Origin of the sequence: Bacillus sp. AY3-1, assembly GCF_008368785.1 — a bacterium.
Lineage (GTDB): Bacteria > Bacillota > Bacilli > Bacillales > Bacillaceae_G > Bacillus_A > Bacillus_A wiedmannii.
The window spans coordinates 34,980-51,311 of sequence record NZ_QORZ01000020.1; the positions used below are offsets into that span (position 1 = coordinate 34,980).

Annotated in this window: 12 protein-coding genes and 2 pseudogenes; 12 read left to right on the forward strand and 2 right to left on the reverse strand. The window is 32.9% G+C overall.

The genetic code is table 11. The annotated features are described in order from the left end of the window. Positions 1-17 precede the first annotated feature (17 nt). The 6 genes and pseudogenes from DN389_RS21260 to DN389_RS21290 all read left to right on the forward strand — a co-directional run bounded on the left by DN389_RS21260 (position 18) and on the right by DN389_RS21290 (position 6,625). Entirely contained in the window at positions 18-695 is a 678-nt protein-coding gene (locus DN389_RS21260) for a response regulator (protein WP_149237577.1), read from the forward strand. Further along, on the forward strand, positions 692-1,669 hold the full coding sequence (locus tag DN389_RS21265; RefSeq protein ID WP_149237578.1) for a tripartite tricarboxylate transporter substrate binding protein: 978 nt from the start codon (positions 692-694) through the stop codon (positions 1,667-1,669). Before DN389_RS21260 ends, DN389_RS21265 begins: the two co-directional genes overlap by 4 nt. A gap of 360 nt (positions 1,670-2,029) precedes the next feature. Next, positions 2,030-2,578: pseudogene (locus DN389_RS21275) on the forward strand (restriction endonuclease). A gap of 257 nt (positions 2,579-2,835) precedes the next feature. Then, entirely contained in the window at positions 2,836-4,602 is a 1,767-nt protein-coding gene (locus tag DN389_RS21280; protein WP_149237579.1) for a UvrD-helicase domain-containing protein, read from the forward strand. Positions 4,603-4,681: 79 nt separating this feature from the next. Further along, positions 4,682-5,887: a TerD family protein gene (locus DN389_RS21285; protein ID WP_149237580.1), complete on the forward strand. Its 1,206-nt coding sequence runs from the start codon at positions 4,682-4,684 to the stop codon at positions 5,885-5,887. A 402-nt stretch (positions 5,888-6,289) separates the two neighbouring features. Beyond that, the gene (locus tag DN389_RS21290; RefSeq protein WP_087985722.1) at positions 6,290-6,625 is read left to right on the forward strand and encodes a hypothetical protein; all 336 of its coding nucleotides are present in this window, start codon (positions 6,290-6,292) and stop codon (positions 6,623-6,625) included. A 249-nt stretch (positions 6,626-6,874) separates the two neighbouring features. On the opposite strand, the gene DN389_RS21295 is transcribed toward DN389_RS21290, so the two are convergent. Continuing rightward, entirely contained in the window at positions 6,875-7,234 is a 360-nt protein-coding gene (locus tag DN389_RS21295) for a hypothetical protein (protein WP_087985721.1), read from the reverse strand. Positions 7,235-7,957: 723 nt separating this feature from the next. Here DN389_RS21295 and DN389_RS21300 point away from each other — a divergent pair. Continuing rightward, on the forward strand, positions 7,958-8,380 hold the full coding sequence (locus DN389_RS21300; protein WP_087985720.1) for a MerR family transcriptional regulator: 423 nt from the start codon (positions 7,958-7,960) through the stop codon (positions 8,378-8,380). A gap of 103 nt (positions 8,381-8,483) precedes the next feature. Here the strand turns inward: DN389_RS21300 and DN389_RS21305 are convergent, their stop codons facing one another. Beyond that, positions 8,484-8,843, reverse strand: a complete 360-nt coding sequence (locus tag DN389_RS21305) for a tyrosine-type recombinase/integrase (RefSeq protein ID WP_149237581.1) — start codon at positions 8,841-8,843, stop codon at positions 8,484-8,486. 725 nt (positions 8,844-9,568) lie between these two features. Between DN389_RS21305 and DN389_RS21310 the strand changes: the two genes are divergently transcribed. The 5 genes and pseudogenes from DN389_RS21310 (at position 9,569) to DN389_RS21330 (ending at position 15,887) form a co-directional block, all read left to right on the forward strand. Continuing rightward, positions 9,569-9,970 carry a (deoxy)nucleoside triphosphate pyrophosphohydrolase gene (locus DN389_RS21310; protein WP_149237582.1) on the forward strand — a complete coding sequence of 134 codons (402 nt, stop codon included), beginning with the start codon at positions 9,569-9,571 and terminating at the stop codon, positions 9,968-9,970. 113 nt (positions 9,971-10,083) lie between these two features. Next, a complete protein-coding gene (locus DN389_RS21315; protein ID WP_149237583.1) occupies positions 10,084-12,984 on the forward strand; it encodes a DEAD/DEAH box helicase in 2,901 nt (966 codons plus the stop codon). 290 nt (positions 12,985-13,274) lie between these two features. Next, a pseudogene (locus DN389_RS29220) lies at positions 13,275-13,460 on the forward strand (nuclease domain-containing protein); the annotation flags it as partial. A gap of 339 nt (positions 13,461-13,799) precedes the next feature. Continuing rightward, the gene (locus DN389_RS21325) at positions 13,800-14,138 is read left to right on the forward strand and encodes a nucleotide pyrophosphohydrolase (RefSeq protein ID WP_046198893.1); all 339 of its coding nucleotides are present in this window, start codon (positions 13,800-13,802) and stop codon (positions 14,136-14,138) included. A gap of 3 nt (positions 14,139-14,141) precedes the next feature. Further along, positions 14,142-15,887 carry a DUF2075 domain-containing protein gene (locus DN389_RS21330; RefSeq protein ID WP_149237584.1) on the forward strand — a complete coding sequence of 582 codons (1,746 nt, stop codon included), beginning with the start codon at positions 14,142-14,144 and terminating at the stop codon, positions 15,885-15,887. Positions 15,888-16,332: the final 445 nt, after the last annotated feature.

Consider the following 16,332-nt stretch of genomic DNA (forward strand, 5'->3'; position numbering starts at 1 on the left):
AACAGGGGGATGGTCATATGTTGAAGGTTGCAATTGCAGAAGATGATTTCCGCGTCGCACAAATTCAGGAAGAGTTTTTATCAAAAATAAAAGACGTAAAAGTGATTGGAAAAGCATTGAACGCGAAAGAAACGATGGAACTACTACAAAGGGAAGAAATCGATTTACTTCTATTAGATAACTATTTACCAGACGGAATCGGAACAGACTTATTGCCGAAAATTCATGTAGACTTTCCAAACGTTGACGTCATTATGGTTACTGCGGCAAATGAAAACCATATGTTAGAAAAAGCAATTCGAAACGGCGTAAGCAATTATCTTATAAAACCGGTCACGTTAGAAAAATTCGTTCGCACAATTGAAGACTATAAAAGAAAGAAACAACTATTACATAGTAACAATGAAGTAAATCAAGCACTCATCGATAACTTCTTCGGCATTTCGCAAACACAAGATATAAAAAACTTACCGACAGGTGTAGATCCGTTAACACTGCAAAAAGTGAAAGGGATTATAAAAGGATTCGAAGAGGGCATTACAATAGAAGAAATGGGAGAACAAATGGGGGCCTCCCGAACAACCGCAAGAAGATATTTAGAATACTTAGTAGCGACAAACGAATGCACAGTAGAGTACACATACGGCATTATCGGACGACCAGAACGAAAATATCGCATAGGACAAGGACTATGAAAAAACGATTATTACTATGTATATGGATCATGATAGGAGTAGTAGCTGGTTGTTCCGTAGAAAAAACGCACACGAATAAAGTGAACATAGAAGAAGTAGAAATCGTTGCACCAAACGTTCAAGGAGCAGGATGGGACTTAACGGCACGAGCGATGCAAAAAACACTGACAGAAGAAAAAATCTTCACAAAACCAATCACTGTCACAAACAAAGTAGGTGGCAGCGGTGACGTCGGATGGAAATATACGAAACAAAAAGGCGGTCACGTACTGGCGATCAACTCAAGCTTACTCATAACGAACAACCTACTAGGCCACAGTAAACTAACATATAAAGACTTCACGCCGCTCGCAACACTCGCATCGGACTGGGAAGTCGTTGTTGTATCAAAAGACAGCACCATAGATAACGCAAACGAACTAATGAAACAACTAAAACAAGACAAGAAAAACTTCAAAATAGGTGTTGCCCCTGGCCTAGGAAACGATGATCACCTATCCTTCGTACAAGTAAGCAAAGCATTCGGCATAAACCCAGCCGAACTACAATTCTTCGTCTACGAAAACAAAGAAAAAATCATCAACGCCCTAACGAACAAACAAATAGGTGCCGCAACCATGACCCTATCCGAAGCCGAAAAACAATACAAAGCCGGCAAAATAAAAATACTAGCCGTATCCGCACCAAAACGCCTAGACCGACTACCAGAAATCCCAACATGGAAAGAACAAGGAATCAACGTCATCTTCCAGCACTGGAAAGGAATTATGGGCCCAAAAGATATGACGGAGGAAGAGGTTGCTTATTGGGATGGTGTGATTAAGCAGATGGTTGAGAGTGATAGTTGGAAGGGGATTTTGAGGGAGAGAGGGTGGAATTCTTATTATAAGGATAGTGAGGAGAGTAGGGGGTTTTTGGAGGAGAGTTATGAGTGGTATGGAGAGATGGTTGGTGGAGATAGAGGAGATAAGTAATTTTAGTGCTTTGTACTTATAAAATATCGATATCATTCTTAGTATATACATTTATATAAATATTTCCTTTTATAAGAATAATGGGTTATTATGATTTTATAAATTAAGATAGAAAGGGAAATAAAATGGATGTTAATAATATAGAGTTACCAGAGTCACTAAAAGAAGTACTTTGGGACGGGTGGATACTCCTTGGTGTCATATTTATTATATGTACTCTGCTTGTAATTATTAGATCTTATATACCAGATGATATGCTACCTATCATTAAAGGTGCTATAGCATTAGTTATTTTAGGCGGGATATTTTATCTAGGTTATTAAAATAATTATTATAGTTTATGAGTGAAAAGGAGTTAAGATGGCTAAGCGAAAGAAAAAGCAAGATGAATCAATATTGGGATCTTTACTAGTTATTACGTTTTTCGGGGTGCTGTGGAAACCGGAATTTTTAGTACCGATAGTAATGGTATCGGCAGCAATTATATTATTATATATGTATGTGAATGTAAAAAAGCTAAGAGAACTTCGACAATCAGGAATTTATGATATTGATAAGATGAGCGGACACCAGTTTGAAAAATATTTAGGAAGTCTATTTCCTGCTTTGGGTTATAAAACAGAGATTACTAAAGCATCTAACGATTTTGGTGCAGATTTAATTTTGAGAAAAAATGATAAAAGAATTATTGTACAGGCAAAACGCTATAAGAATAACGTTGGAATTAAATCTGTTCAGGAGATTGTTGGTGCAAAAGAATTTTATAAAGCTGATGAAACAAGGGTTGTTACAAATAGTGAATTTACAGCTGCAGCATACAAACTCGCTAAAGTGAATTGAGTTGTATTAATTAATAGAGAGAAACTTATTAAGTTAATTAGTCAGGGCAAACGAGAAAAGAGAAATTAGTGATACAAAAGGTCAGGTATAGACTTATGGAAAAGGCACTATGAAAAGTGTCTTTTTGTTTTGGATATAGAAAAATAATCCAGAAAACTTATATTTGAGTATATAATTTAAAATGAGAATGGCGTGTAATAATATTTTTAATAATAAAAGAGAACTTTTGATCATTTTTTATTATTGTAACTCATTTATTTGTATATATTTATATTTAATTTATATAAATGAAATACACGCATAATATGAAAAAAGAGGGGATTCTTGTGGGTTTACACATTATACCGAATGATTTGCCAAGCTTGACTCCAGGTGAAAGAAGAGTACTTGAAAAGATTCGCTCTTTATATAAAGACGTGGAGCGAGAAGTGTACTTATATATTCAGCCAAGAATTAGACATTTAGAACCTGATTTTATTTTAATTGATTCACAAAGAGGTGTAACAATCTTTGAAGTGAAAGATTGGGAACTTTCTTATATTAATAGAGCAGATAGAAGAAAAATAGATTTAGCAGATGGAAAACAGGTAGATAATCCATTTTGTAAAGCTAACTTATACCATACTGCAGCACAGAGGTTATTTAGGTTGCACGATATTTTAAAAAATGAACGGAACGAATTAAAGTTTAAATTACATACTAATGTTATATTTCCATATCTTCATTCTAATAAGATTGAAGAGAGTGGATTAGATCAAGTATTTAATCAGCCACCAGCGCAATGTATTTCATCTGACATGTTAAGCACAGTAAATATAAATCAATTATTTAAAAATGAATTTAGTTTCGTAGAAGAAGATGAAATTATTGCAATACGAACACTATTATTTCCAGAAATTAAGGTTAGTTGTAGCGATAATCAAATCAGTACAAAAGAATTAATTACAGCACTAGATGCAGAGCAAGAGCGTTTCGCGAAGCGTGTACCATACGGTCACTATATGGTAACTGGAGTTCCGGGTAGTGGGAAAACGGTTTTATTGCTAGCTCGTGCAATTCATCTAGTACGTGAACATCCAGAATGGAAAATAAAAATATTAACGTATAATAGGTCGTTAAAAACAAAAATTGAAAACAAATTGAATTCTTTAGCAGCTGATCTTGTCTTTATGAATGTGCGCTTGGAGAATATAGATGTTAGCACTTTTCATAAATTTGCGCTAGATACAGCAAGTATATGTGTACCCAAAAAAAATACAGTGAAGTGGTGGAATGAAGAATTGCCGGAAGTAGCTATACAGCGAGCTCAATCATCATATGATGCTGTTTTAGTGGACGAATACCAAGACTTTCTAGATGATTGGATTCGATTATGTGTGAAGTCTTGTAAAGAACATACGTATGTTAATAATCAAAAGGAAACTGTTACGGGGATAAATTTATTTTTAGCAGGAGATAGACTACAGAGCATCTATAACAACTCAGATCATAGTTGGAAGAGCTTAGGTATTGATATGCGCGGGAGAAGTTCTTTATTAAAGAAATCTTATCGTGCCGGTAGTCAACATATAGATTTAGCCCTTAATTTCTTGAAACAAGAAAAGAAATTGGAAGAGGAAGTAAATAAATTTTATTGTCCAATGAGCGAACTATCTTTTGAGAATGAAATGAAAGATGGAGTTAGTTTTATTGAAGGATCGTATGAAGATATTAGTAATAAAGTCTACGAGCTTATTAAGCGCAAGGGCTATAAGCCAGAAGATATATTAATTTTGTGTAGAGAAGGAAAAGATTGTGAGAATATACAAAAGAAATTAAATTGTGAGATACGTCAAAAAGTAAAAGTTACAAAAAATATTACTGAAGGACATTTAATTATAACAACATATCATTCATCAAAAGGTCTTGAGGCACCAATTGTCTTTTTAGTTGATGTGGACAAGTTTGAAAGAATGGAGCTTGAACAAAATGATATTAAACTACGTAAGCTATTATATGTAGGCATGACAAGATCATCTGAGCATTTATACATTCATGCTGGAAGTTATGATAAACCTTCCTTTGGACAAGTATTAAGGAACGAAATATCTTGAGGATATCCTTGAAAATCTAAAGAGGAGTATAATTGAACTGAATGTTAAAACATTAAAGGTGTAGGACGGGGGAATTATGATGATACATACTTTAGTAAGGGGACAAAAGATAGATGTTACAAAGAATCATCCGGGGATTAGAGGAGTACGGGTAGATTTAACTTGGGATGCCCCGATGAATATGGATGTAGATGCATCAGCTTTTTTAGTAGGTTTTAATGGGAAAATTACTAAAGAAGAAGATTTCGTTTTCTATGGACAACCTTATTCTAGTTGTCAATCTGTTCAATTGGATCAAAATGAAACAAATGGAAATAAACAAAGATTTTCGGTAGATTTTACTCATATAAAAGATGACGTACAAAAGATTGTATTTTCGATTACAATTCATAATGCTGAAGAGAAGAAACAGGCGCTACGAGATGTTTCCCATATTCAATTGAAAATAAACAACGCACAATCAGGATTAGAAATTATTCATTTTCCTATCACGTATCCATTTACAGATGAAAGTGCCATTATTGTTGGAGAGCTATATCGACATGGAGGAGGATGGAAGTTCAATCCTATTGGAGCTGGATATTTTGGTGGATTAGCTGCATTGTGTACAAATTTTGGAATAGAAATCGCAGAAGATGAAAAACAATTTGCTCCTCCTGTAGAGAAGAAAATAGTTCCTACTCCACCTCCAGTACAAAAAACTATTAATGCAGTGAAGGTTGAATTGAAGAAAAAACAATCTATAAATATACAAAAATCTAAAATGGTAACAGCTACTTTAGAATGGGAAACAAATAAAGATTTAGACTTATACTGTTTTTACGTAACAACTAATGGAGAAATAGGAAAGGTTTATTATAAAAATCTAGGTTCGTCTAAAGTCTCGCCATATATTGTGTTAGATGGTGATTCGCAAGAGCCAGGAAAAGAAACAATTCGTATTTACCGACCAGAAGCTTTAAAATATGTTTTATTTGCTGCGTATAGTGCTGTCGGAAATGGGGTAGGTAGTTTCTATTCTATGAAAGCTAAAGCTGTTGTCGATAATCATATGGGAAGCGTTGTGACAGCACCGTTATTAGAAATAAATGACCATGCTTATTGGGTGTGTATTGCTCATATTGATTTCACTAATTCAAATGAGTTGAAAATTTCACATGTAGAAAGTTACTCAAAAGACCATTCAGAGGCTTCACCACTGTTGTACGAGAACGGGAAGTTTCGAATGGATGTCGGACCGATTGAATTTAAAAATGAAGAGGATTATCAGAAGTATTTTAAATAATAGAGTAGAAAATCATACATCATATTGTATGATTTTTCTTTTATACATAGTTTAGTGAAATGGTATTAATTGTAATTTGTTGCAACGGCGGAAAGAAGTTATTATTCGTATTGGTTACCTATCGAAAATCAATTCTTTGTATTAGACAATGTGGAGAATATTGGTTTTTATAATTACTTACAGACTGTTCAATCATATAGACAAATTTTTTGTTTGGGAAATAAATTTGATTTAATTGAATAGATTAAAGCAGAACAACCAGAATTATTAGAAGTATGAGACAATGTAGAAATTCGTCATAATGGAGAGGGTGACTAACAAGTAGGAGTTTATCATTATGACAGATTGCTAAATTTACCTTTTTTGATATAGAATAAAAGTATTATCAAAGGAGGAATGAACATGCAAAATATTGGCGTGGAATTTAAACTAAAAGTACATAGCAAACGTTGGGGACATAAAGACACTTACAATTTGACGAAAACTGAAAAGGGCTGGGTAGTTGGAACAGCAAAAGGAAAAGTTGAATCTGACACATACGCAAGCCCTGGCTTAGAAAAAGCTTTTACAGGTGAAGGGATTTCATATCCAGCTGACTTAGGATATTTCCTGTCTGATATTTGGGAGGCTTCTCAAACAAAAAGTGAAGAAGAAGTGAAGGGGTATTTTGACAAACTGGGAGAGTGGATTTCTACTACTGAAGCAACTAAACCAGACTTCAGCCCATTAGCCTTGTAATGAAAAAATAGGTACTCCCATTTCAAGGATTACTTATGAATTAGGCATCTGGTGTTTTGTAAGGCACCTATTATCAAAAAGGGAGAAACGAAACATTCAACCCTTTCAACACCAATAAAGAGGGCTCATAATGTGAGCTCCCTTTTTAATTTAAAGTAGGACCAATTTGAGGCCCCTTTTGCCATATCGTAAAGGATAGTCACAATGCGACTATCTTCGGTAAAATCTAAAGGAATCCGTTTCAGGTGCTTAGGAGTACATATTATTTTTTTCTTTTTCAATAAAAGGAACAAGTGCTTGTCTTTCAAAATCAAGAGCATCTTTAAAAAAGTCATAACTAAATATAGCTAATACTTCACCGTAGTTACTATCATATGAACCAGCGGAGCCCAATTTGTAAAGATAACCAGCTTCTTGTTGCAATCTATTGATAATCTTCTTAGAACCATATTTAATCATCATTTTACTTAATAGGAGTTTATCATCAGCAGTAGCACATTCATCGGTAATGAAACCTTTGTTATCTATCACCTCAACTATTGAGTGTAATTGATTAATTGTAAGTTGTTCAATAACCTGGTTAATTGAATCTTTAACTATATCAGTCATAAAATCTCCTTCCTATGTATGGAATTTTCACTTTAATTATACATAAAAATAATGGTAATTTTTTATTTTGCTCAGAATTTAATTTTTTAATATTATGAATAGTTTTTAACCTTTTCTTGTTCTTGATTTTCACTGTATTCTTGGTCTTTGAGATGTGCAATATCTGGTCTTAAAGTTGATGGGTCTTCAAAAACACAAACTTGATATTTTTTGTTTTTAGAAATGTTTGATGAATCTTAACCATTTTATAGTTGAAAATGAAGCAGACTATGTGCGTAAGCCTAAAGTTAATTAAACACTTCTACACATAGTTGAGGGTCATGATTTAGGTGTTAAGAGACTGCATTTGTAGAATCTGTATGTAGAGTGAATGGGATGGCGAAATTAGAGGGAAATAGTTGAGTAGGACAATGTTAGTAATAAGTTGTAACGTTTTATTGAATAATTAAGAATATGCATGCGTAAAATCTAATTAAATAGAATAGGTTTTTTATTTTGTGAAATTCAAGGACTATCATCCTTAGTGTAAGGGTAAAACGTATCCATGTGCATAATAAGCTTGGAGCTAGAGGTAAGGCTACATTAAAATTATCACTATAATAATTTTATATAAAGATACATGTACAAAGGGAAGATGGAATGTTTTTCATATGTACTTTCGTGAAGATAGGTTTTATACTCTCTATGTTATAAAAAATAAGTAATATAGGAGTGAAGTTTAGGATGGAAAGAATGTATACTCCAGGTGAAATTGCAAAAAAACTTAGTGTAAGTGTAAATACTTTGAGAAAAAAAGCGATTGAGGCTGAAGAAAGAGGACATAAGTTTGAGAAAACTGATAGGGGACATAGACGTTATGCTAAACAAGAATTGGAAATGTTATTTCCTTCTATAAATGTTAATGAAAGTTTAAATATTGAATATAAAGTGCCAGATGAAAATAGAATCCAGATGGATATGCATTCCTATTCACATGAAATAAAAGTAATTATAGAAAAAGAATTAGGATTAATAAATGAAAAAATTAAAAAATCTGAACAGGTTATTATAGAACACAGAAAAAATATAGAAGAGAATAAGCTTAGAAAAGAAGGAATAGAAAATTTATTAGTATCAATTACTAAACATTTGAATAATGAAGAGTAATTTGTTTTAAATGTATTGTAGTGAATTTAATTTAGGTTTTTAATTAAGAAAAAGAAAAATGTAAATCTACATTTCGCTCTTTAAACCCTCTAAATAGTATAATTTAACGTAATATTTTTCGTTCCTTATTTAGCTTATCTATCAAGGGATTCAATGGTGAAAATTTATCGTGTTGATTAAGCAACGCCTGTTTCGATAAATGCGTATATCGTATCAACAATATACGCAAATCAGTGTACCCAAGCAATATCTGCAAATGACGTATATCTCCACCAGCCTCTAAAAACATCGTAGTACAAGTATGCCGGAATAGGTGGGGATGTACTCGCTTTATAATTCCTGTTTCTTCTACATACTTCCTCAGTCGTTTCCGAAAATGATTACGATCGATTTGCTCTCCATCGTTCTTAACAAAAACGTAATCCGTTTCAAACTCTTCGTTCTCTTTTATCAAATCTTTCAATAAGTTTTAAACATTCCTCATCTGTTATACCCAATGGTAACTGGTGAAATTTTTCTAATGTAATACAAGCATTTCGGAGTTGTTTAGTCTTGCATCACTTTTATGTATTTCCCCTTCTCTTTTTTGATATCGTTTTTTTCTGTATTAATTTTAAAAGATAAATTGTTTATACTGTCTTTAAAATTTTTAATATCTTGCTAAGTTTTTAAAAATTTCTTATCAATAATTTTTGTGTGAAGAGTACCAGTCTGTGTATATGTCATACCAATTTTTTATTTCCAGTATATATTATATCGCCTAGTGTATATTCAAAATAATGCTCTAGCTCTAATCCAAGTTCGAATATGTCAGATTCAACAGATCTATATATTTCACGGTACATATTGGCTGCTTTTGTCAACTCAGTGATATACAAAAAATACGTGTCTAGATTTTAGGATGCACTTTAAATAGGCGCTCTCTTTTTTGTATGGCGGTGTAGTGTGTAGAATACATGGTTTTAGTTGTGATAAGTTGGTGAGGTATCAAGCTACTCTTTTCTTTTGTAGTTACTTCTATTAATATGATAGAGACGGAAATGTCAGGCTAACTAAATTAAAGACGGTGGATGAGAGGGAATCTGTAAAAATCTATCTCGCCGATTAAAAATATATAGAAGGCATTTTTCACTCTATAAGATTCGAAACGTATATTATAGAGTTTCTGTGAGATTTAAGGAGGACATTATGAAAAAAAATATTTATGTTGTTGGAGCGGTAATTGTTCAAGATGAGAAAATTTTATGTGCGCAAAGAGGGCCATCTAAATCGCTACCTCTTATGTGGGAATTTCCAGGTGGAAAAATAGAAGAGGGAGAAACATCTCAAGAGGCGTTAAAGCGTGAAATTGATGAAGAAATGCATTGTAGCGTGCAGATTGGTGAGCAAATTGATTATACAGCCTATGAGTATGATTTTGGTATTGTTCATTTGAAAACTTTCTATTGTAAACTTGTTGAAGGAAGTCCGGTTCTAACTGAGCACGTAGCAATTAAATGGTTATATCCGGATGAACTAGCAGCTTTAGAGTGGGCACCTGCGGATATCCCAACTATTGAGAAATTATCAAAAGAATCGATTGTAAAGTAATTTGATTAAAAACTATTCGTTTTATGCGGATAGTTTTTTTATTGTAATAAATTTGCACTTTAAATCAGTGAGTAATACAATTAGTATAAAAATTTGTCATAAATGGTGATCATATGGAGAATTTCATTCAAAAGTTAGAAGGGTCTTTATATAAAGGATTTATTAATCAAAAACATAATCATCCTGGAATATATAAGCCTAAATTATTAGTAAACAATACGAAGAAAAATGAAAATGTTTTAAGTTCATTGTTGGAGGAGCTAGAAAATAGTACATCCTTTATTTTCTCAGTGGCTTTTATTACGGAAAGTGGACTGGCGACTTTAAAATCGCATTTCCTTGATCTTAAAGAAAGAGGGGTTAAAGGACGTATATTAACATCTACATTCTTAAATTTTAATACACCAAAAGTGTTTAGAGAATTAATGAAACTTGAAAATGTAGAAGTAAGATTAACAAACTTATCTGGTTTTCATTCAAAGGGATACATATTTGATAACAAAACACATTGTTCATTAATAGTTGGTAGTTCAAATCTGACTGCACATGCTTTGAAGGTAAACTATGAATGGAACGTCAAGTTAACATCGCATGAAGATGGAGAGATTGTTCAACATTTTAAAAATCAATTTGAAGAAGTCTGGGAGCATTCTCAAGTATTAACTGAAGAGTTGATTGCAAATTACGAAACAATATATGAACAAGCTGCAGAAAATAAGTTGCTAGATCGAGTTATAGAATTACCGGGTCAATATCATAATGCAATTGAAGAAGCGTTGAAAATTACGCCAAATAAAATGCAACAAGCTGCGCTAAAAGAAATACAAGCTATTCGAGACGCTGGAAAAGAAAAGGGCTTAGTTATCTCTGCAACAGGAACGGGGAAGACATATCTTTCAGCATTTGATGTCAGAAATTTTGCACCTAAACGGATGTTATTTATTGTTCATAGAGAGCAAATATTAAATAAAGCGAAATCCGATTTTCAAAAAGTTCTTGGTGGAATAGATGAGGACTTTGGAATTTTATCAGGATCAAATAAACAAATAAATGCTAAATACTTATTTGCGACGATCCAAACCATTTCAAAAGAAGAAAATTTAAAACAATTTGATCCTGGGCTATTCGATTATATTTTAATAGATGAAGTTCATAAAGCGGGTGCTAGTTCTTATCATAGGGTTATTGACTATTTTAAGCCGAAATTTTTAATGGGGATGACCGCTACACCTGAACGTACAGACAACTTTAATATTTATGAGCTATTTGACTACAATATTGCTTATGAAATTCGTTTGCAAGAAGCACTTGAAGAAGATATGCTTTGTCCTTTTCATTATTTCGGAGTTACTGATTTTGAATATAATGGTGAAAAGATAGATGACACTACTGCTTTATCTAAACTTGTTACGGAAGAGCGAGTGGATCATGTAGTTGAAAAAGTAAAATACTATGGTTATTCTGGTGAGAAAGTAACAGGATTAATGTTTTGCAGCCGAAAAGATGAGGCAGAACAATTATCATATGCCTTAAATAATAGAGGTTTTCGCACATTTGCATTAACCGGCGATCATTCCCAAGAGGAAAGAGAACTGCGGGTGAATCAATTAGAAAATGGCATACTGGATTATATTTTAACAGTAGATATTTTTAATGAAGGAATTGATATTCCAAGTGTTAATCAAGTTGTCATGTTAAGACAAACTCAATCAAGTATTATCTTTATACAGCAGCTGGGGCGTGGACTTCGAAAACACGATTCGAAAGATTTTGTTACGATTATTGATTTTATTGGAAACTATAAAAATAACTATTTAATTCCAATCGCTCTTTCAGGAGATAGATCACAAAATAAAGATAATATACGTAGATATACAAATGATACGAGTTATATTAAAGGTATTTCAACAGTTAACTTTGAAGAGATAGCGAAAAAGCAAATTTTTAAAGCGATTAATAATAGTAATTTAACAGCAATGAAAGTATTGAAGGAAGCTTTTGCTGAGTTGAAAAATAGAATAGGAAGAACTCCATATCTATATGACTTTATAGTAAACCATTCTATTGATCCAGTTGTACTTGCAGAAGGATATTCGAACTATTATCAGTTCTTATTGAAAATGAAAGAAGATGTCCCTGCATTAACAGAGTACGAAAATAAAGTTTTAACGATGTTTTCATTGGAAGTATTGAATGGAAAACGTAAAAACGAAATTGTTTTATTAGAATTGTTACTAAAGCAAGAAAAAGTTGATAAAGATGAGTATATAAAGCAACTTGAAAAATTTAATTGCTTAACAGATGATGACACGATTACTTCTGTGCAACGAATTTTTGAATTGGACTTTTTCTTACAAAACAGCCAAAAGAAATATGGAGAAAAGCCGATTCTCTCTTTACAAGACGATAAGACGTATATGTTTAATGATTCTATCCGAAAAAGCTTAGAACAAAATGAATACTTTAAGCGTATGGTTATGGACATTATTAAAAGTGCAAGGGAAAAGAGCAAAAACTATGAGTGTGATAGTAACCTTACTGCATATAAAAAATACTCAAGAAAAGATGTTTGTAAACTTTTAAATTGGCATAATGATGAGAGCTCAACTATGTATGGTTATAAGACAAAATACTATACTTGTCCAATATTTATCACATACCATAAAAATGATGAAGTAGAATCCAGTGTGGACTACGGTGATGAATTCCTTAATCAAGATGTTCTTAAATGGTATACAAGAAGTAATAGAACGTTAAAGTCAAAGGAAGTTCAGACAATTATTGACGCTAAAGAAAATAATATTGATGTTCATATTTTTGTGAAAAAAGATGATGATGAGGGAAGCGACTTTTACTATTTAGGAAAAGCGAAACCTGATAAAGCAAGTGTAGAACAAACCGAAATGCAAGATAAAAATGGAAAAGAACTACCGGTTGTTACGATGAATATGATTATGGAGAAATCGGTGGATAATAAGCTTTATGATTATTTAAAGGAAGGTAATGCTTTGTAGGTAGGTTTAATTTTTAATAACTATATGTTTCTAAAGTCATTAAGAGAATATAGATGAGGCTGTATCAGAATGACATCGGAGTATGCTTTTGATATGGCCTTATTTATTGGTGTTTAATGTGTGTTTTAGATTTATGGGTTCATTTCAGTGGTGTAAGCAGAATGTGGAGAGCGATTTTTTTATATGCTGCAGTATGTAAATAGAGGTTATCAGAGTAGGTGATGATAAGGTGCATATGATTAGTCAGTTTGCTAGTGATGGGTTGCGGGTAGTTTGTTCTCAGTTAAGGTGTTATTCAAGTGAAGCAAGATGGCTTATACATAACGCTAGGTAAAAATAGCGTTTAAACCTCCGGAGACAGATGAAGTAATAGAACTTTATTTCCAGAAAAGAAACGTTGGACACTAATAGTTATACAAAAACCAGATACGCGGATCGCTATTGAGAAAAATGGAATGTTTATGGAGCATACGTACTATTCCTCGTGAAATTAAATATTCCTGTCAAATTCTGATGGGGATATTTTTTTATTAGGATTAGTTTGATGGCGATAGTATTAATGTTTTATATAACAAAAAGAATTTTGGGAAAAGAAAAATCAATGCTGATAATTTGAATTAGAAAAGATGAAGGATTATACCTTTATTAAACAAGCCAAATAATATTTATGGTAAAATAACAATAAGATTACAAGAAAAATTTTCCATGTTATTAAATTGGCAATATGCACTCACGAGCTAGAAAATAAACCTATATCTTGTTTAGTAATTAAGAGATAAGGAAACATTTTCTGGAAGTTATGAAAGGAAATGAATATGAGCGAATCAATGAAGCGAATTAATCAATTTAGAGATGAACGTAACTGGAGGCAATTTCATAATGAAAAAGATCTAGCCATTTCCATCTCTTTAGAAGCAAATGAATTATTAGAATTATTCCAATGGAAAACACCAGAGGAAGCCAAAGGAAATCCCGAGCGACTCAAAGAAGAACTGGCTGATGTGCTGATATACTCTTATATGATGGCTGATAATCTAGGCTTTGATATCGATGAAATCATCGCTGAAAAACTAATTAAGAATGACCAAAAATATCCAGTTCCAAAAAGCTTTGGTCAAAAAAAGAAATATAATGAATTGGATGAGGTGGATTGAACAATGGTTAAGTACAAATATATAACATTGAAAGTGAAGAATGGAGAACTGGAAGGTTTTGATGAACTTCGCCAGCCTGAAAAAAATATTCTTAGAAATCGCAATGTCGTTTATATCTACAAAGGAACGAAGTCGAAAAAGATTTACATTGGACAAACGATACACTTTACTAAGAGAAATAAGGATCACTACAATGGTAAAGAGGAAAAATTTAATATAGCAGACTTCGACCAAGTAATTATTCTTACTTCATCCTATTTTAACGGTTCAGCCTTAGATGATGTCGAAAGCCAGTTGATTACCTACTTTATGGCCGATAATCCAAAATCTAAAAAGCAGCTGGTGCAATATGATAATGATGAGGTTATTAATCGGAACAATGGAAACAGGGTGAATGACTACAGAGAACGAGAAAGTATTGCTCTAGAAATCATTTTGCCTTTTTGGGAAGAAGTGTTATACCCTAAAGGATGGGTAAGTACACCGACTTTAGATGAGCTACGTAATGGAGCACTGATCAAATACAGCCCAATCAAAGAATTAACAGATCAGCAAATAGAGTTTCTTAAGGAGATTGAATCAAATCCTGATAAAAGCTTTGTAATTAATGGAGATGCAGGGACTGGAAAAACCGTATTGCTGACTCATTTGGTCGCTAAGCTGTTGAAAGAAAAACCTAAGCATCGAATAGCGGTTGTTTTGCAGCCTAATTGGATTAAAACGGCAAAGGAGATCTTTAGAGTATATGGAATGAACAACAGCAATTTGACAATTGCTACCTCGACACAGCTCATTAATGCCAATGAAAATTATGATATTGTAATTGTTGACGAATCTCATAAGCTTTCTAGAAAATTTTCCAAGCAAATGGCATCTTTTAACGAAGTGTATAAAGGAAGATTTGCTCAGGACGAGAATCATTTGGAGGCTTTAAAAAAATTAGGGGACCAAATGGTGTTAATGTATGACGTATTACAAGCTATTCGCCCTGCCAATATGACACGTGCGCAATTCAATGAAGCAACGAAAGGTTTTAAACAGAGATACTTAACAACTCAATTTAGAATCCAAGCTCCAGTGGGAAAGAACTATACATCAGAAGATTTTGTGAATGGTATAAAATATCTTTTGTATAAGGATACCGGTCTATTAGAACAAACGAATTTTAATCCGAAATTTGACAGAGCTGTGTTCCAAGATAGTGATGTTGATGCTTACTTTAGGTATTTCGAAACAGAACCTTTAAAGAATTTGATTGATTGGATAGAAGAAGACAGAAATTACAGTCCTGAACATATAAACCGCGTGCTAGGTGGATTAGTTGAACCTTGGAAGCAGGCTGATGGCAAAGACCCGTCAATCACTCATTGGCATGAAGGAAATATCAAACGAAGATGGAATTCCACTCAAGAAAATTGGGTTTGTTCAGGGGATGCCGATGCTGAAGATCAAATTGGCTCCGTCTTTGCAGTTCAAGGAATCGATTTGAATAAAGTCGGTGTTTTAGTCGGCAATGATCTTCAAGTCGACGAAAAGGGCCGATTATTCGGCAATCCAGAAAATTTCCATAATGTAAACGGCAAGTTCTCCAAAGGCGATGAAAGCCCGGAAAATGCAAAAGAGTTTACCTTATTTGTATTGAATATTTACTATATTTTAATGACTAGAGGTATTGACGGGATTCGGTTGGGATTTTGGAAAAATGATGCATTTAAAAAGTATATGAAGGAAATATTGGAGATTAAATAAGTGCCTGAAACTTTGCAAGCTCAAATTTTTTACAACTTTCAGCTCGTATTTTCAGGGGCTTATCATAATCTTTTGCAAACTTCATTAAATAAGGTATGAGGCTTTTGGCCACATAACCATTATGAAAAATTTGACTTCCCACCGAAAGCCTCACCAAATTAACTTAAATGGCTGAGAAATCTAAGAGTTTAAAGGGATTTTTTGTGCCATATATGATTAAGTGGGAATAACGTTTAGATACAAAGGGAGTTAGATTCTGGATAAGGAATCAAGTTTATTTTCGCATGGAACAAGTTAGTTTAGGGGAAGTGGAGAAATTTTTAAATATAATAGATAAATAGTAGTTGGATAAAGTGTATAGTTAGTAATGGAAGAAGAGCATATGAGGTATATGCTCTTCTTTTTATTTGCAAGTAAAGTATTTATAGAGCTTTAAATAATAACC